Genomic DNA, 16321 nt, shown 5'->3' with positions numbered 1-16321 from the left:
GGTGTCCAGCACAGATGTGAAAGTGATCGTACAGGTGTCAGAGGCACCGTTCCCTGACACACTGGCGGGCGAATTGGATGAAATCGGCATATCCGTCGTGCCGGCCAAAGACCGTAAACAAGCGGCCGGGGCGTGCGGTTTTTTGATCGCAAGAGAGTCGGATACAGGACGGCTGTCGACGAGCCTGGCCGAGTGGGACCGTCCCGGACTGTTGCTCGTATACGGCGACCGGGTTGCGGGCACAGCGGCAGAAGCACTGGCTGCCCGGCATCCCGGCTGGGAAGTTGTCCGTCTGTATCGCTTTGCCGGCGGCGAGCGGGCGCTGGTCGGCGGTAATCTCCGCAGCCCCTGGACCCGCATCATCAGCCGCCAACTGGCGAAGCATGACGTGGTCGCGATGGTGTGCGGGATGCGCGAAGCGGAGGAGGTCATCCGCCAGCTGCCGCGGTATCTGGCCTGGAAGGAGCGGTTTTACCTCCGTCTGGGAGAGAGCTGTGACCGGCGCGGCGTCCGTCTGCAAACGGTCGCGCGTGCGTTGGGCATGGACAGCCGCATCGGACAGGGTTGGTTGGACCCGCAGCGAATGGAGCGGGCAGCGCTGCGAAGATGGCTGGTCCGCCAGTGTCGCTTTGTCATGCGAAAGACGAACGTGCGCCGCGTCGCCTTGTGGGGGCCGCCGAGCCTGTGGAAGCAGATGCCGCCAGGCTGGATGGCGGACAAAGAGGTGCGGCTGTACGTTCCTCGGGACGAGCAAATTCCGAACGGTAAAGGTACCCTGGGGGAGCGGTGCACCACCTGGCAAACAGCGCTTGCCGAAGCCGATCTGCTGGTTGTCGCTTCGCCTGACCCCGAACTCATGGAACTCCCCCTGTCCGAGTTGATCAGGCACATGCGCCAACCCATTGTCGTCGATGCCTGCGGCTGCTTTCCGCTGCCGGAAGCGGAGGCGCTGCAAATGATCTACCGAACCATCGGGGAAAAGACGAACGTTTGGGAATGGAGTGGATTATAATGGGGTATAATGGTTGGTAGATTGAGGAAAAGGGTAGGCGTTTGTACAATGGAAAGAGTTGCTCAGCGATGTATCGTCTGTGAAGAAGAACGGACGGACGGAATCGCCATCTGTGAGCAGTTTATCTGCCAGCAATGCGAACAGGAAATGGTCAACACGGATGTACAGGATAAAAAATACACGTTCTTTATTCATCAGATGCGGCGCATCTGGCTCACGGATTAGACACGTTCGGCCAAAAGGCATCGGCACCCCCGATGCCTTTTTCCGTTTTGCGGGTGCAAATCGTGTTACAATAAGAGGTACTCTGAAAAAAGGACGTGAATGACCGTGCGGGAAAGAAGCGCCGACTTTTGGGAGAGGCAGCGGCAGGCACCCTTGTACGAACAGTTGGTACGGCACGCCATGCGCCGTCCCCACCCGTTTCACGTGCCCGGTCACAAGATGGGTCGAAGTTTTGACCATCACGGCAGGGAGCGGTTTGGGCCTGTGCTCGAACTGGACATGACGGAGATTACCGGCATGGACGACCTGCATCAGCCGGATGGTGTGATTGCCGAGGCGCAGGCGTTGGCAGCGGAAGCGTTTGGCGCGGAGGAGACGCGTTTTCTCGTCGGCGGAAGCACGGCGGGCAACATCGCGCTGATCATGACCGTCTGCCGTCCGGGAGACAAGATTCTCGTCCAGCGCAACTGCCACAAGTCCGTATTTCACGGCATCATCCTGGCCCGGGCAACGCCGGTGTACATCGTGCCGGCGGTGGACCCGGCGACCGGCACTGCCGTCGGACTGCGGCGGGAGGACGTGGAACGCGCCCTGCAGGCCCATCCCGATGCCAAAGCGGTTTTTTTGACCAACCCCACCTACTACGGCATGGGGATTGATCTGGCCAAGATGGCGGCGACCGTCCACCGGTTTGGTGTGCCGCTTCTCGTCGATGAAGCACACGGGGCCCACTTCGGCTTTCATCCTGCGTTTCCCCGTTCGGCCATGCAGAGCGGAGCAGATGCCGCCGTGCAATCCACCCACAAAATGACCGGAGCGCTCACCATGTCGTCCATGCTGCATATCCAGGGCGAGCGGATCGACCGGGAACGTCTGGCGCGCAATCTGGCGATGATCCAGTCGTCCAGCCCGTCCTATTTGCTGATGGCTTCGCTCGACCTGGCGCGCCGTCACCTGGTGATGGAAGCATCCCGGGAGTGGGAACGGCTGCTGCTGCAGTTGGACAAGCTTCGCGAACGGCTGGATCGCGTCTCGTGGGTGGAGCTGGCGCGACCAGTGCCAAACAGCGTCTGTGCGACATGGGACCCGCTCAAACTGCTGCTGGTGCTGCGCACCGCCGACGCGGACGGCTTTGAACTGATGCGGCTGATGGAAGAACAAGGCATCTATCCCGAACTGGCCGAGAACGGACTCGTGCTGTTGGCGGCTTCTGCCGGGACCTCAGCGGACGATCTCGACGCACTGGCCAGGCTGCTGGAATCCGTCTCCCCCGAGAGACGATCGGGAAAAGTGCGTATGGTGGAGCCGGGTGTGGTGGCTTCCAGCTTTTTGCGCGAACAGGCGATGCCGATGCACGCAGCGATAGACGCTCCCCGCGAGACGGTGGCACTGGAACAGGCGCTTGGCCGGATTGCCGCAGAAATGGTGATCCCCTATCCGCCGGGAATCCCGCTGCTGGTGCCAGGTGAGCGCATTGATGCCGATTTGCTGGAGCTTTTGCTGGAGCTTCGCAAGGGACAGACCCGCTTCCACGGGGTGCAGGATGCCCGGCTGCAAACGATACGGGTAATTGATGAAAGACAACAAGAGTGAAAGGAGCATGTGTGTGGCTACGAAGGGAACAGGCCGGTTTATTACCGTCGAGGGAGGCGACGGAGCGGGCAAGTCTACCGTCATCGCCCGCCTCTGCGACGAACTGCGGGCACGGGGACGGGACGTGATCCTTACCCGCGAACCGGGCGGCATCGAGATCGCGGAGAAAATCCGGTCGATCATCCTCGATCCGGAGCACGTCACCATGGACAAGCGGACGGAGGCACTGCTGTACGCGGCGGCACGGCGGCAGCATTTGGTGGAAAAGGTGCTGCCGGCACTGGCAGCGGGGAAGCTCGTCTTGTGCGACCGCTTCATCGACAGCAGCCTGGCGTACCAGGGGTATGCACGCGGCCTGGGAATCGACGAAGTGTTTGCCATCAACCGCTTTGCCGTGGAGGACTGCATGCCGGACCTGACGCTGTTTTTCGACGTGCGGCCGGAAGTAGGCCTGGCCCGCATTAACGCGACCAAGGGGCGGGAGGTAAACCGGCTCGACATGGAAGACCTGCGGTTCCACGAAAAAGTGCGGGAAGGCTACCGGCTGGTGATGGAACGTTTTCCCGAGCGGTTTGTCGTCATTGACGCGGAACAGCCGATGGAGCGCGTCTTTGAAGAGGCGCTGGCTGCGCTGGAGGCGCGTCTGTAAGGTTTAGGTACCGTCCAGGTACGTACATGCTGTATACTATGATTAAGAAGAATATCGTTACACCGTCCAGCCTTCCTTCATACAATGAAGAAAGACAGGTAACCCAGATACCATATGCGTGCGGAAAGGGTGAGAGCCGATGAAGATGGTGGTTGCTGTTGTTCAGGACAAAGACAGTGGTCGTCTGTCGCAGCAGTTGGTGAAAAAAGGATTTCGCGCTACAAAGCTGGCCAGTACGGGAAGCTTTCTACGTGCCGGCAACACGACGTTTTTGATCGGAACGAGCGACGAAAACGTGCCGGAAGTGATCGAGATCATTCAGCAGCACTGCAAGTCCCGCAAACAGATGGTCACACCTGTCTCGCCGTTGAGCAATGCCGTCGATTCGTTTATGCCGTATCCGCTCGAGGTGCAGGTGGGCGGTGCCGCCGTGTTTGTGCTGGACGTCGAGCAATTCCATTCGTTCTAGGCGTCAGATGGAGAGCCCCCTCCTTTTTCAGCCTGCTTTCGTTTATACTGTAAGGAAGAAACACGATCGGACAGGGACGGAGGGAGCGGCATGAAAATCGGAGAAGGGCTTAGGCCAAAGGTAGATCTGCTCAAAGCGGCCGACATGCGCAAAGGGCCGCAGGTGGAAAAGGCGAATTTCGGGGAATTGATCAAAGGCGAAGACCAACGCATGTCGCAGGAGCGGCTGACCCGGCTTTTGCAGGACATAGACAAACAGGGACAGATTCTGGCCCGTTCCCGCTCCATCCGCGACTTTTACCATTATAAAAATCTGGTCAAGCAGTTTATGGAAGAGGCCGTCAAGCACGGCATCGCGCTGGACGACAGACGGGGTGTAAACCGCCGGGGTCGCAGCCGGCTGTACAAGATTGTCAAGGAAGTGGACGCGGAACTGCTCAAGCTTGCCGACGAACTGTTGAGCGATCAGGCGCCAATGATCGACCTGTTGGCCCGCATCGGCGAAATTCGCGGCATGCTGATCAACTTGTACTTTTAGGTGGAACAAGATGACATGGGAGATGTTTGCGCAGCAGCCGCGTGCAGCGGAACTGCTGCATCATAGTCTGCAAAACGGGCGGCTGGCGCACGCCTACCTGTTCGCCGGCCCCAAAGGTGCAGGAAAAAAACGGATGGCCCTGCATGTGGCGAAGTCTCTTTTTTGTCCAGAAAGGGAGGCGGACGCCTGCGGGGCCTGTCTCACATGCAGGCGCATCGAGGCAGGCAACCATCCCGACGTGCTGTTGATCGAGCCGGACGGGGCCTCGATCAAGATCGACCAGATCCGTGCCTTGCAAAAGGAAATGGCGATGCGGGCGGTGGAATCGACCCACAAAGTGTACATCGTCGAGCACGTGGACAGGATGACCGTCCAGGCTGCCAACAGTCTGCTCAAGTTTTTGGAAGAACCGCCGGCTGGAGTGGTCGCGCTGCTTTTGACGGAACACAGTCACGCCATGCTGCCGACCATTCTGTCGCGCTGCCAGATTGTCTCGTTTACGCCGCTGTCCGCAGACGTCATCGCCGAGCAGCTGCAAACAGAAGGCGTGCCGGCCGGGATCGCTCGGGCAGCTTCCTATATCACGACAAATCTGGAAGAAGCTCGTGCGCTCAGCCAGGCAGATTGGTTTGCACAGCTGAGAAATGTAGTGATACAATTGGTGCAGGAGTGCAAACAGCGCAATGCTGCTGCACTCTATACCATTCATGATTTGTTGCAAAAAAGCGACAAAATAAAGGAGGAACTGCCCCTCTTTTTGGATTTGCTCATCCTTTGGCTGCGCGATATCCTGTACGTGCAAGTAGACAGGCATGCCCATCTCATCAACAGCGACCAACAGGATGTGCTGCAAGGACAAGCCCTGGTCTGGACGAAATCCGAGCTCTTGCATGGGATCGATCTGGTCATGGAAACGAAAAATCGGATAGAGCGAAACGCCAACGCACAGTTGGCCCTTGAGCGGTTGGTTCTTCAAATCCAGGAGGGATAACCTTTGTACGAGGTTGTGGGCGTCCGCTTTAAAAAAGCGGGCAAAATATATTACTTCGACCCCGACCGACTGCCGATCGAAAAGGATTCGCATGTCATCGTGGAAACCGCGAGAGGGGTCGAATACGGCAAAGTGGTGATCGGCCGCAAGCAAGTGGCCGATAAGGATGTCGTACTGCCGCTGAAGAAGGTAATCCGGATGGCGAACGAGCGGGATGCCAAGCAGGTGGAGGAGAACAAACAGGCTGCCAAGAACGCGTTTTCCATCTGTCAGACCAAAATCAAGGAACACAATCTGGAGATGAAGCTGGTCGACGTGGAATACACGTTTGACCGCAACAAAATCATCTTTTATTTTACTGCGGATGGGCGGGTGGATTTCCGCGAACTGGTCAAGGACCTGGCCTCTGTCTTCCGCACTCGTATCGAACTGCGCCAGATCGGCGTGCGCGACGAAGCGAAAATGCTGGGCGGCATCGGCCCGTGCGGACGGCTGCTCTGCTGCTCTACGTTTTTGGGCGACTTCGAGCCGGTGTCGATCAAGATGGCAAAAGACCAAAACCTTTCGCTGAATCCGGCCAAAATCTCCGGTCTCTGCGGCCGGTTGATGTGCTGCTTGAAATACGAAAACGACAACTACGAAAGCACCCGGGATGAAATGCCGGACATTGGCGCGATGGTAACCACGCCGATGGGCGAGGGGCGTGTCGTTTCCGTCAACGTGCTCGACCAGTCCGTTCAGGTAGAGCTTTTGGAAAACAAGCACACCATCGAATTTGCGCTCGATGAGATTGTCGTAGGTCATCCGACGTTTGACTGACGAGAGGACAGAGCAGGTTAGATTTGGGTAGCGGGGATGAGGTGAGCAAGTGGACAAACGGGAAATCTTCGTCAAGATGGCCAGCATCGAGGAACGAATTGGCGATCTGTATCGGGAAATTGGCGAACTGAAAGACGTCATTGTTGTCTTGATGGAGGAAAACGCCCAATTACTCGTGGAGAACCAACACCTTCGCAATCGGCTGGACAAGAAGCCAGCCAGTCCGCCGCCGAAACAAAAAGAAACACACAAGCAGGAAACCGCCAAAAAGAAAGTGGTCGGAGAAGGCTATGACAATCTGGCGCGGCTGTATGCGGAAGGTTTTCACATTTGCAACGTTCATTTCGGCAGCTTGCGCAAAGAAGGAGATTGCTTGTTCTGCCTCTCCTTCCTCAGCGGTGGTGTTCACAAATAACAGGATACACGGCCTGTACCGAAGCGACCTGAGCATTGCGGCAGGTCGCTTTTTGCAGACAACGGGCAGAGGCCGTTTGAGACTGATAGTGAAAAAAGGAGTTTGGAACAACGGATGCAACCGGAAATCAACGTGCCGCTCTACGAGACGGAGCGCATTGACGACCTGCTCACCCATGAGATGAAAATCATCCAAAGCCGTGAAGTGTTTTGCTTTTCCATGGATGCGGTGCTGCTGGCCCGCTTTGCATCGGTGCCCAAACGGGGACGGGTGCTCGACATGTGCACGGGCAACGGCGCCATCCCGCTGATCATGACGACGCGGTCGCCGGAAGCCGTATTTGAAGGCATCGAAATCCAGGAGCGGCTGTATGACATGGCCAGTCGAAACGTCAAGCTGAACAGGCTGGAATCGCGCATTACGATGCACCACGGCGATGTGAAGGACGCCGTGCAGTTGTTCGGGCACGGCAAGTTTGACCTGATTACCTGCAATCCGCCGTACATGCCGGCCACCAGCGGCGAGAAAAACGTCAGCGAACATTTTGCCATCGCTCGCCACGAAATCTTGCTGTCGCTGGAAGACGTCATTCGGGTGGGCAGCCAATTGCTGAAAAACGGCGGGAAAATCGCCCTGGTGCACCGCTCGACGCGACTGGTGGACATTATCACACTGATGCGCCAGTACGGTATCGAGCCCAAACGGATGCGGCTGGTCTACCCGCGCCGCGACGCTGAGCCCAACATGCTGCTGATCGAGGGAATGCGCAACGGCAGACCGGAACTACGCATTCAGCCGCCGTTGATTGTCTACGAAAACGGAGAGGAATACTGTGAAGAACTGCAGGAAATCTATTTCGGAAAGCGAGATTCCCTCGCATAAAAGCCACTTTGTCTACATCCTGCGCTGCGTGGACGGGACCTATTACACCGGGTATGCCACGGAATTGGCCCGCCGCATCCGGGAGCACAATGAGGGCAGAGGGGCCAAGTACACGCGGGGCCGAGGGCCGGTGGAGCTGATGTATTGGGAAGAAGGAACGGACCGCTCGTGGGGAATCAGGCGGGAGGAAGCGATCAAACGCCTGACCCGCTCGCAAAAGGAAGAACTGATCGAGGAAGGTGGTCGTACGTCATGAACGTCCAGCGCAGTTTCACCGACGAACATACAGGGGTCCTCTACCTGGTGGCCACGCCCATCGGCAACCTGGACGACATCACGGTTCGCTGTCTGGAAACGCTGCGGACTGTCGATGTGATCGCCTGCGAAGACACCCGGCAAACCCGCAAGCTGCTGAACCATTTTCAGATTGAGAAGCGGACGGTCAGCTACCACGAGCACAACAAGGAGGCCAGCGGCAGCGGTCTCTTGCAATGGCTGGCGGAAGGAAAGCGGATTGCTCTGGTGAGTGACGCCGGACTGCCCGCCATCTCCGACCCGGGGGCCGATCTGGTGCGGGATGCTGTGGCGGCCGGTTTTCCCGTCATTCCTGTCCCCGGTGCAAACGCCGCGCTGACCGCGCTGATTGCTTCCGGCCTGCCGACAGACCGCTTCGTGTTTTGCGGTTTTTTGCCGCGCGAGAACAAAGCGCGCCGGGAAGAACTGCAGCGGTTGGAGCGCTATCCGGAGACGCTGCTGTTTTACGAAGCGCCCCATCGTATCGTGAAAACGCTCCAGGCCATCCGGGAAGCCTGGGGCGATCGCCGTGCCGTGCTGGCGCGGGAATTGACCAAGCGCTACGAAGAGTTTGCCCGCGGCCCGCTGGGCGATCTGATTGACTTGCTGGCGGCGGGGGAGGCGCGAGGCGAGTACTGCTTGATCGTGGAAGGATACCGCGGCGAGCCGGTCGTTCCGGAAGAAGAAGCGGCCTGGTGGCAGCCGCTTGACATCCGGGAGCATGTCGACCGCTACTGCGAGCAAGGCATGAGCAAAAAGGAAGCGATCAAACAGGCAGCAGAGGATCGCGGCCTGTCAAAGCGGGACGTCTACAATGAATACCACCGCGATCCGCAAGCGTGATCGCACGCATGAAAAAAGGCCGGGGGGTCATCCCCGACCTTTCAGCGTGTAGACAAAGTCCGTGGCGCATGGGTGATCGGGCCCGCTCGCTCTCTTGACGACCAGCAAAGAAGTGGAAGATGTCCGCTCAAAAACGCGACGCGGGCAGGGGGCAAACATCTGGGTATTTCAATGAAGTGAGACTTGTGCCCCCTGTTTTTTCCCGCGTCTTTCGTTTTTTCGCTGAGCAGGTCGTCAAAGGAGCTCGCTTGGCCCATCACTCCATGCCTGTACTTTATCTCCACCTTCGGTTGATCAATATTCAGGCCTTTCGGCCTGACAATGATGGAATGGTTTCCTTGCGGAATCTCATTGATAACGAAGTACATTTTGTCTTCAGTCTAAAAAGGCCGGGGAGTCATCCCCGGCCTTTTTCGTTTTTATGGCAGCAATCTGCTCAACGAAAAGCGGCGCTATATGGTTGAGCGGACGATTAGCGCTTGACCGCAGGCAGTTCGTTCAGGCAGTCCTGGCAAATGATTTTGCCTTTGAAATAGGAAACACGGTCAGCGTTACCGCAGAAAATACAAGCAGGCTCGTACTTTTTCAGGATGATGCGCTCTCCGTCCACGTAAATTTCCAACGCGTCTTTTTCGGCGATGCCCAGGGTGCGGCGCAGTTCGATCGGAATCACCACGCGGCCCAGCTCGTCCACCTTACGTACAATCCCCGTCGATTTCATCATAAATCGTCTCTCCTCTCACAATGTTGCCCAGTGTCGTTTATTGTGCAAATCGGATCATAAATCGTCAATATTCGACAATTTCCGTTGTTCCCATCATACCAGCGATTCCCAAAGGTGTCAATATGAATTTTACAATTCTTTGAATTTGCATCTGGTGCGAATTTAGTAGATATGACAGGACCATTGTTTGGGTGCGCTTTATCTTAATGTGCATCGAATTCTTGGAAAAAAGTAACTGGAAGCATGGAAGGTCGAATTCGACACCTTATGTCGAATGATAGAGAGGTGATTCGACAAATGTGGCTTTTTTTTCTACCGGTTCCTTTTTCCCCCTCAACCTGGTCCCGTCTATTCAAGCTCCGTCTGTCCTTCCGCAAAGTTGCAGGCGGGTGGTTTACAAAACGAGGCGGTTGTGTACAATAGAGGATGAATCAGGTATTTCATAGCGAACGACCATGACGGGAAGAGTAGGCTTGCCATCCTTATGACAGAGAGCCGGGGTAGCTGCGATCCGGTATAAGCGATCAAGCCGAACATGGCCCCTGAGTTTCGCGGATGAACCGCCGTTTCCGGCGCCAAGTAGTTCGCGACGCAAACCTGCGTTACGGGTGAGTCAGCAGCAGTCTGACTCGACAAGTCCGCTGTTCGTGAGAAGGCGGAGCATTTGGGTGGTACCACGAGAAGTATGCTCGTCCCAATCTGGGGCGGGCTTTTATTTTTTGTATGTCAGGAGGGTTTTGCTGCATGAAACCGACGTACTACATTACCACGCCGATTTACTATCCGAGCAACAAACTGCATATTGGCAACGCCTACACCACTATTGCAGCCGATGCCATGGCCCGCTACAAACGGCTGCGCGGCTACGATGTCTACTACCTAACCGGTACGGACGAGCACGGGCAAAAGCTGCAGGAGCGTGCGGCCGAAGACGGCAAGCAGCCGCTTGAATTTATCGACCCGATTGTCGACTGGATCAAGGATTTGTGGGCAAAGCTGGACATCTCCTACGACGATTTTATCCGGACGACTCAGCCGCGCCACAAGGAAGTCGTGCAAAAAGTATTCAAACGGCTGTTGGACCAGGGAGACATCTACCTGGGTGAGTACGAGGGCTACTACTGCGTGCCGGACGAAGCGTTCTGGACCGAGACGCAGTGCAAGAAGGACAAAGGCTACTTCTGTCCGGACTGCGGCCGCGAAGTGAAAAAGGTGAAGGAGAAAAACTACTTCTTCCGCCTGTCCAAGTATCAGGACAAGCTGCTGAAGTTCCTGGAGGAAAATCCGGACTTCATCCAGCCGGAGTCCCGCCGCAATGAAATGATCAACAACTTCCTCAAGCCGGGACTGCAGGACCTCTCCGTCTCTCGCAGCAGCTTCGACTGGGGCATCAAGGTGCCGAACGATCCCGAGCACGTCGTCTACGTCTGGATTGACGCGCTCACCAACTACATCTCCGCGTTGGGCTACCTGTCTGACGACGACAGCAAGTTTCGCAAATACTGGCCGGCAGACGTCCATCTGGTGGGCAAGGATATCCTCCGTTTTCACACCATCTACTGGCCGATTCTGCTGATGGCGCTGGACGTGCCTCTGCCCAAAAAAGTGTTTGGCCACGGCTGGCTGCTGATGCCGGACGGAAAGATGTCCAAATCTAAAGGCAACGTGATCGATCCGAAGCTCCTGATCGACCGCTACGGCTCCGACGGCGTGCGCTATTTCCTGCTGCGGGAAATCAACTTTGGTCAGGACGGGGTCTTTACACCGGAGGCTTTCATCCAACGGCTCAACTATGACCTGGCCAATGACATCGGCAACCTGCTGAGCCGCACCACGACGATGATTGAAAAATACTTTGACGGCATCGTGCCTGCTCCGCAGGAGGCGGGCGAACCGGACGACAGCCTCATCCAACTGGCCACCAAGACGAAAGCACTGGTGGAGGAGCACATGGACGAAATGCGCTTCAGCAATGCACTGGCCCACATCTGGGAGCTGATCGGCCGGACCAACAAGTACATTGACGAGACCATGCCGTGGAACCTGGCCAAATCGGAAGAGACCCGGGGCCGCCTGGCTACGGTCATGTACAATTTGGCGGAAAGCATCCGCATTGCCTCCATCCTGATTCAGCCGTTCATGACAAAAGCCCCGGCGAAAATCTGGGACCAATTGGGCATCCTCGACAAGCCGGAAGCGCTGACCTGGGAGTCGGCTGGCGTCTGGGGAGGTCTGCCGGTCGGCAGCACGGTCAGCCGCAAGGAGCTGCTCTTCCCGCGTCTGGACGTGCAGGCGGAGCTGGCGTTCATCGACGAATCCACGGCGGAAGCGCGCCGTCAGGCAGAAGAGAACAAGCGAAAACAGGAAGCATTGAAAGGAGAAGTGTCTGTGAACGAGACAACCGCGAACCAAACCGAAACACAGGCAGCCGAAAAACCGGCCGACGTAAAAGAGGAAATCAAGATCGACGATTTTGCCAAAGTGGAACTGCGCGTGGCGCAAGTCGTCGAATGCGTGAAACACCCCAACGCCGACAAACTGCTGGTACTCCAGCTGGACCTTGGCTATGAGAAGCGCCAGGTGGTTTCCGGCATCGCCAAGTACTACACGCCGGAAGAAATGATCGGCAAAAAGGTGATCCTGGTGGCCAACCTGAAACCGGTGAAACTGCGCGGCGAACTGTCGCAGGGCATGATCCTGGCCGCGTCCGCAGGCGATCAACTGACGCTGGCGACCGTTGACCCGAGCATGCCGAACGGAGCGGTCGTAAAGTAGGGGAAAGGAAGGTAGATCCCGTGTTATTCGATACGCACGCACACCTCAATGCCCGGGAGTTTGACGAGGATCGAGAAGAGGTGATTGCCCGCGCGCGGGAAAACGGCGTGAGCACCATCGTCAACATCGGCTTCAACGCCGAGACGATCCCCACCTGCCTGGAGCTGGCAGAGCGCTACGACTTCATCTATGCCGCGGTCGGCTGGCACCCGCAGGACGCCAAGGACATGAAAGACGAGCATCTGGAGTGGCTGGAGGAGCTGAGCCGCCACCCGAAAGTGGTCGGACTGGGAGAAATGGGTCTGGATTACTACTGGGACACCTCGCCGCGGGATGTGCAGGCGGAGGTGTTCCGCAAGCAGATTCGCCTGGCCAAAAAGCTGGGCCTGCCGATCATCATTCACAACCGGGACGCTCATCAGGACGTCATCACGATTCTGAGGGAGGAGAAGGCGGCTGAAGTGGGCGGCATCATGCACTGCTTTTCCGGGAGCTGGGAGACGGCCAAAATGGCGCTCGACATGAACTTCTACATCTCGTTCGGCGGTCCGCTCACATTCAAGAACGCAAAGCAGCCGAAAGAGGTGGCGGCCAAGGTGCCGCTCGATCGGCTGTTGATCGAGACCGACTGCCCGTACCTGACCCCGCATCCGTATCGCGGCAAGCGAAACGAGAGCGGATACGTCCGCTACGTCTGCGAGGCGATGGCCGACATCCACGGTCTGTCCTGCGAGGAAATGGCCCGGATCACGGCCGAGAACGCCCGCCGGCTGTTCCGGCTGGAAGCCCGTACCGAATAGCGCCTTCAAAGCTCATTATTATGACAAAAGCCCTTCTGTGAACGCGCATCAGCGCATCGCAGAAGGGCTTTTTTGCCAATTCCGGCTTGTTGATTGCGCACATCCGGCGGCGTTTTTCCGGCAGGTGGCCGAGTATTTTCTGCCAAGCCAGGTTCTCCCGCAGTTTTCTCCTGCATACCATAGTCCATGTGTCGAACGATTCCATTTCTCTCGACAGAACTGCTCGACACAAACGTGCTTCCATTCGCCATGAGCTTTTTGCTAGGCTGGTAGCGATTATTTGGTTCTAGGAAGGGGGCAATTTGACAAACCGGAGAAAGTAGCATACAATCAAGACCGACCTTGTTCAGAACTGGCCAATTTCCAAAATATTGGTGCGATTTCATCACCCTTGCCTGACCAGACGGGAAAAGCCTCGTGCTTTTCCAGGAAAAAGGAGTGTGGGAAATGGAGTTACGCACGATATGGGAACGGCAAAAGAAGCGAGCAATTGCCATACTGGGCTGTCTCGCTCTGGTGCTGGTGCCCATGATTGGCTATTTATCTGCCCAAGCAAAGCAACCGAAGCAGGTCACGTTTACCTTGGACGGTGTCACCAAAAAGGTGGCGACCAAGGCGAAAACCGTTAAAGAGTTCTTGGAAGAACGACAGATTGCGGTGACAGATAACGATAACTTGCAGCCAGAAGCAGACACCAAAATTTCCGACGGAATAAACATCACCTTACATACACGCTGGGCAATCCCTGTCCACGTGGACGGGCAGACAAAACTCGTGCAAACGCTCAGCCGTGATGTGGCCGGTGTCTTGAAGGACGCAGGCATTACACTGGGCAAACAGGACCGGGTGGAACCGGCACTGACAGCGTCTCTCTCCAAAGACTCGACGATCTTTGTCACGCGGGTCAGCGAACAGATCGTCAAGGTTGAGGAGCGCGTACCATATCAGGAAATTCGCAAAGGCGATGCTTCTCTGACAAAGGGACAGACCCGCGTACTGCAAAGCGGGCAGGAAGGGAAAGTCATCGCGCACTACAGACTGGTTACGGAAAACGGAAAACAAGTATCCCGTGAACTGGTAAAACGAGATGTCATCACACCGAAAAAAGACCGTATTGTCGCGGTAGGAACGGCCGCATCCGTTCAAGCCGACACGTCAAAACGGGTCGTTGCCGCAGCGGGGTTGGTCTCCCGCGGTGGCAAAGTGTTCCGGCCGAAAAAGGTACTGAACGGGGTTACCTTGACCGCCTACTCTCCGGCAGGGGGAGGCAAGCCTGTCGGATCGCCGGGTTATGGCCGCACGGCTACCGGTGTCAAGGCAGAAGCCGGGCATACCATAGCCGTCGATCCCAAAGTCATTCCGCTGGGATGGTGGGTGTATATCGACGGAATCGGGTATCGTCGCGCAGAGGACACAGGCGGTGCGATAAAAGGTCACAAGATTGACGTGTTTGTCAGCACAGAAGCGGAAGCGATCCGATTCGGCCGCAAGCGAAATCGCACGGTTTACATTATCGGACCACACAAGCCTTAAAGGACAGGAGCCTGCGCTCCTGTCTTCTGTTTGCCGTCTTACCATTATGACGGGCGGGGAACGGAAACGTTTCAGCCGCACGCACAGAAACAGTACGTGATTTTGGTATACTAATACCATGTCAACACGGTAGGAAAGCGGGAGCAGCGACATGAAGATCAAAGAAGTCATCGTCGTGGAAGGGCGGGACGACACGGCCGCCATCAAGCGGGCCGTGCAGGCGGACACGATCGAGACGGGCGGGTCTGCCATCAACGCGAAAACGATCGAAAAGATTCGCTTGGCCCAGCAAAAACGCGGCGTTATTATTTTTACCGACCCCGATTATCAGGGGGAGAGAATCCGCAAGATCATCAGCCGGGCGGTGCCGGGCTGCAAGCACGCATTTATCACCCAGGAAGACGGGACGAAAAAAGGGGACATCGGCGTGGAAAACGCCTCTCCCGAAGTGATCGTTCGCGCGCTTTCCGAGGTGCGTACCGATATGGCGGATCAGGCTGGGGAGATCACGCCCGACGACATGATCGCCTACGGGTTGACCTCGGGTCCGGATTCCAAACAGCGGCGCATCAAACTGGGTGAACGGCTGGGCATCGGGTACGCCAATGCCAAACAGATGCTGCAACGCCTGAACGCCTTTCAAATCAGTCGGGCGGAGTTTCTCGCCGCGATGAAGGCCATTGACGAAGGAGGGGAGCAGCCATGACCCGAGCCGTCGGCAAAGATATCGCCACGCCAACGCGGACCAGGGAAATCCTGGAGAAGTACGGCTTTTCGTTCAAAAAAAGCCTGGGACAAAACTTTTTGATCGACACCAACATTCTGCACAACATCGTGGCAGCGGCCGAACTGGACAAGGGGAAGGCGGCATTGGAGATCGGCCCTGGCATCGGTGCGCTGACCGAACAGTTGGGCAGAGCGGCCGGCCGTGTCGTGGCGGTCGAAATCGACCAACGGCTGCTGCCCATCCTGGCGGAAACACTGGCTCCCTATGAAAACGTGGAAGTGGTGCACGGGGATGTGCTGGAGCTGGATCTGCGGGCGCTCCTGGCGGACAAGCTGGCCGGCTACGAACAAGTGAGCGTCGTGGCCAACCTGCCGTACTACGTGACGACGCCCATTCTGATGAAGCTGCTGGAGGAACGGCTGCCGCTGGAGCATATCGTGGTGATGATCCAGAAAGAGGTGGCGGATCGAATTGCAGCCAAGCCGGGTACAAAGGACTACGGTTCGCTCAGCGTCGCCGCACAGTTTTTCGCGGAGACGGAAGTGGCGATGGTGGTGCCGGCCAGCGTGTTCATTCCCCGGCCCAATGTGGACTCGGCTGTAATCAAGCTGACGATCCGCAAGCAGCCGCCTGTCGAGGTGGACGACGAAGCGCTGTTTTTCCGCGTGGTGCGGGCTTGTTTTGCGCAGCGGAGAAAGACACTGCTGAACAATCTGATGAACGGCTTGTTTGACAAAACGCAAAAAGAAGACGTGGTTGGACTGCTGGTTGAGCTGGGCATCGACCCCGGCCGCCGCGGTGAGACGCTGAGCATCGAGGAATTTGCCCGGCTCGCCAACGCCATTGGCCGCAGCAATCTTCTTACGCATCGACCATGAGGAACGCCCCTTGGATACAAGGGGCGTTTCAGCGTGTAGACAAAGTACCGAAGGTACAAGGTCTACACGCTTTTTTGTCGAATAAACATGACATTCAACGCTTTATAGAGGTGGAAGCATGCTGAACAAGCAACAGGCCGAAGGTCGTTATCAGA

The 16321-nt window shown here is 56.9% G+C and carries 19 protein-coding genes and 1 other annotated feature; of the genes, 17 read left to right on the top strand and 2 right to left on the bottom strand.

Annotated features, from left to right (window positions below; genetic code table 11):
- The first annotated feature begins 1 nt into the window (after position 1).
- The 12 genes from ETC00_RS17280 to rsmI all read left to right on the top strand — a co-directional run bounded on the left by ETC00_RS17280 (position 2) and on the right by rsmI (position 8729).
- A complete protein-coding gene (locus ETC00_RS17280) occupies positions 2–1012 on the top strand; it encodes a Rossmann-fold NAD(P)-binding domain-containing protein (protein WP_171567372.1) in 1011 nt (336 codons plus the stop codon).
- A 48-nt stretch (positions 1013–1060) separates the two neighbouring features.
- On the top strand, positions 1061–1237 hold the full coding sequence (locus tag ETC00_RS17275; protein ID WP_171567371.1) for a sigma factor G inhibitor Gin: 177 nt from the start codon (positions 1061–1063) through the stop codon (positions 1235–1237).
- Positions 1238–1342: 105 nt separating this feature from the next.
- Entirely contained in the window at positions 1343–2830 is a 1488-nt protein-coding gene (locus tag ETC00_RS17270; RefSeq protein ID WP_171567370.1) for an aminotransferase class I/II-fold pyridoxal phosphate-dependent enzyme, read from the top strand.
- A gap of 7 nt (positions 2831–2837) precedes the next feature.
- A complete protein-coding gene (tmk, locus tag ETC00_RS17265; RefSeq protein ID WP_171567369.1) occupies positions 2838–3479 on the top strand; it encodes a dTMP kinase in 642 nt (213 codons plus the stop codon).
- Between the two features lie 139 nt (positions 3480–3618).
- Positions 3619–3948, top strand: a complete 330-nt coding sequence (locus tag ETC00_RS17260) for a cyclic-di-AMP receptor (protein WP_029098050.1) — start codon at positions 3619–3621, stop codon at positions 3946–3948.
- Between the two features lie 90 nt (positions 3949–4038).
- Entirely contained in the window at positions 4039–4485 is a 447-nt protein-coding gene (locus tag ETC00_RS17255; RefSeq protein ID WP_171567368.1) for a YaaR family protein, read from the top strand.
- Between the two features lie 10 nt (positions 4486–4495).
- The gene (holB, locus tag ETC00_RS17250) at positions 4496–5476 is read left to right on the top strand and encodes a DNA polymerase III subunit delta' (RefSeq protein WP_171567367.1); all 981 of its coding nucleotides are present in this window, start codon (positions 4496–4498) and stop codon (positions 5474–5476) included.
- Between the two features lie 3 nt (positions 5477–5479).
- The gene (locus ETC00_RS17245; protein WP_171567366.1) at positions 5480–6295 is read left to right on the top strand and encodes a PSP1 domain-containing protein; all 816 of its coding nucleotides are present in this window, start codon (positions 5480–5482) and stop codon (positions 6293–6295) included.
- 49 nt (positions 6296–6344) lie between these two features.
- Complete coding sequence (gene yabA / locus ETC00_RS17240) at positions 6345–6710, top strand: DNA replication initiation control protein YabA (RefSeq protein ID WP_171567365.1); 366 nt, start codon at positions 6345–6347, stop codon at positions 6708–6710.
- A 114-nt stretch (positions 6711–6824) separates the two neighbouring features.
- On the top strand, positions 6825–7592 hold the full coding sequence (locus ETC00_RS17235; protein ID WP_029098045.1) for a tRNA1(Val) (adenine(37)-N6)-methyltransferase: 768 nt from the start codon (positions 6825–6827) through the stop codon (positions 7590–7592).
- The gene (locus tag ETC00_RS17230; protein ID WP_171567364.1) at positions 7543–7848 is read left to right on the top strand and encodes a GIY-YIG nuclease family protein; all 306 of its coding nucleotides are present in this window, start codon (positions 7543–7545) and stop codon (positions 7846–7848) included. Before ETC00_RS17235 ends, ETC00_RS17230 begins: the two co-directional genes overlap by 50 nt.
- Positions 7845–8729 (top strand): 16S rRNA (cytidine(1402)-2'-O)-methyltransferase, encoded by an 885-nt coding sequence (gene rsmI, locus ETC00_RS17225; RefSeq protein WP_171567363.1) that lies wholly within the window; start codon positions 7845–7847, stop codon positions 8727–8729. Before ETC00_RS17230 ends, rsmI begins: the two co-directional genes overlap by 4 nt.
- Before the next feature lie 472 nt (positions 8730–9201).
- Here rsmI and ETC00_RS17220 read toward each other — a convergent pair whose 3' ends face one another.
- Positions 9202–9453 carry an AbrB/MazE/SpoVT family DNA-binding domain-containing protein gene (locus tag ETC00_RS17220; RefSeq protein ID WP_029098042.1) on the bottom strand — a complete coding sequence of 84 codons (252 nt, stop codon included), beginning with the start codon at positions 9451–9453 and terminating at the stop codon, positions 9202–9204.
- A 446-nt stretch (positions 9454–9899) separates the two neighbouring features.
- Positions 9900–10153: a binding site (T-box leader), on the top strand.
- Positions 10154–10197: 44 nt separating this feature from the next.
- Here ETC00_RS17220 and metG point away from each other — a divergent pair.
- Entirely contained in the window at positions 10198–12228 is a 2031-nt protein-coding gene (gene metG / locus ETC00_RS17215; RefSeq protein WP_171567362.1) for a methionine--tRNA ligase, read from the top strand.
- 20 nt (positions 12229–12248) lie between these two features.
- Positions 12249–13028: a TatD family hydrolase gene (locus ETC00_RS17210; protein WP_171567361.1), complete on the top strand. Its 780-nt coding sequence runs from the start codon at positions 12249–12251 to the stop codon at positions 13026–13028.
- Positions 13029–13033: 5 nt separating this feature from the next.
- On the opposite strand, the gene ETC00_RS17205 is transcribed toward ETC00_RS17210, so the two are convergent.
- Complete coding sequence (locus ETC00_RS17205; RefSeq protein WP_171567360.1) at positions 13034–13414, bottom strand: hypothetical protein; 381 nt, start codon at positions 13412–13414, stop codon at positions 13034–13036.
- Positions 13415–13475: 61 nt separating this feature from the next.
- Between ETC00_RS17205 and ETC00_RS17200 the strand changes: the two genes are divergently transcribed.
- The 3 genes from ETC00_RS17200 to rsmA all read left to right on the top strand — a co-directional run bounded on the left by ETC00_RS17200 (position 13476) and on the right by rsmA (position 16166).
- Positions 13476–14561: a resuscitation-promoting factor gene (locus tag ETC00_RS17200; protein ID WP_171567359.1), complete on the top strand. Its 1086-nt coding sequence runs from the start codon at positions 13476–13478 to the stop codon at positions 14559–14561.
- Between the two features lie 151 nt (positions 14562–14712).
- Complete coding sequence (rnmV, locus tag ETC00_RS17195) at positions 14713–15267, top strand: ribonuclease M5 (protein ID WP_171567358.1); 555 nt, start codon at positions 14713–14715, stop codon at positions 15265–15267.
- Complete coding sequence (rsmA, locus tag ETC00_RS17190) at positions 15264–16166, top strand: 16S rRNA (adenine(1518)-N(6)/adenine(1519)-N(6))-dimethyltransferase RsmA (protein WP_171567357.1); 903 nt, start codon at positions 15264–15266, stop codon at positions 16164–16166. The genes rnmV and rsmA overlap by 4 nt, the downstream gene beginning before the upstream one ends.
- Positions 16167–16321 lie beyond the last annotated feature (155 nt).

The sequence above is a fragment of the Brevibacillus sp. MCWH genome (assembly GCF_013096935.1).
GTDB lineage: Bacteria > Bacillota > Bacilli > Brevibacillales > Brevibacillaceae > Brevibacillus > Brevibacillus aydinogluensis.
This window is presented reverse-complemented; position numbering and strand designations above follow the sequence as displayed.

Coding starts and splice junctions, on each gene's coding strand:
- ETC00_RS17275 (WP_171567371.1), top strand. CDS start 1,061: ATGGAAAGAGTTGCTCAGCGATGTATCGTCTGTGAAGAAGAACGGACG.
- tmk (WP_171567369.1), top strand. CDS start 2,838: ATGTGTGTGGCTACGAAGGGAACAGGCCGGTTTATTACCGTCGAGGGA.
- ETC00_RS17260 (WP_029098050.1), top strand. CDS start 3,619: ATGAAGATGGTGGTTGCTGTTGTTCAGGACAAAGACAGTGGTCGTCTG.
- ETC00_RS17255 (WP_171567368.1), top strand. CDS start 4,039: ATGAAAATCGGAGAAGGGCTTAGGCCAAAGGTAGATCTGCTCAAAGCG.
- holB (WP_171567367.1), top strand. CDS start 4,496: ATGACATGGGAGATGTTTGCGCAGCAGCCGCGTGCAGCGGAACTGCTG.
- ETC00_RS17235 (WP_029098045.1), top strand. CDS start 6,825: ATGCAACCGGAAATCAACGTGCCGCTCTACGAGACGGAGCGCATTGAC.
- rsmI (WP_171567363.1), top strand. CDS start 7,845: ATGAACGTCCAGCGCAGTTTCACCGACGAACATACAGGGGTCCTCTAC.
- ETC00_RS17220 (WP_029098042.1), bottom strand. CDS start 9,453: ATGATGAAATCGACGGGGATTGTACGTAAGGTGGACGAGCTGGGCCGC.
- metG (WP_171567362.1), top strand. CDS start 10,198: ATGAAACCGACGTACTACATTACCACGCCGATTTACTATCCGAGCAAC.
- ETC00_RS17205 (WP_171567360.1), bottom strand. CDS start 13,414: ATGAAATCGCACCAATATTTTGGAAATTGGCCAGTTCTGAACAAGGTC.
- ETC00_RS17200 (WP_171567359.1), top strand. CDS start 13,476: ATGGAGTTACGCACGATATGGGAACGGCAAAAGAAGCGAGCAATTGCC.
- rnmV (WP_171567358.1), top strand. CDS start 14,713: ATGAAGATCAAAGAAGTCATCGTCGTGGAAGGGCGGGACGACACGGCC.
- rsmA (WP_171567357.1), top strand. CDS start 15,264: ATGACCCGAGCCGTCGGCAAAGATATCGCCACGCCAACGCGGACCAGG.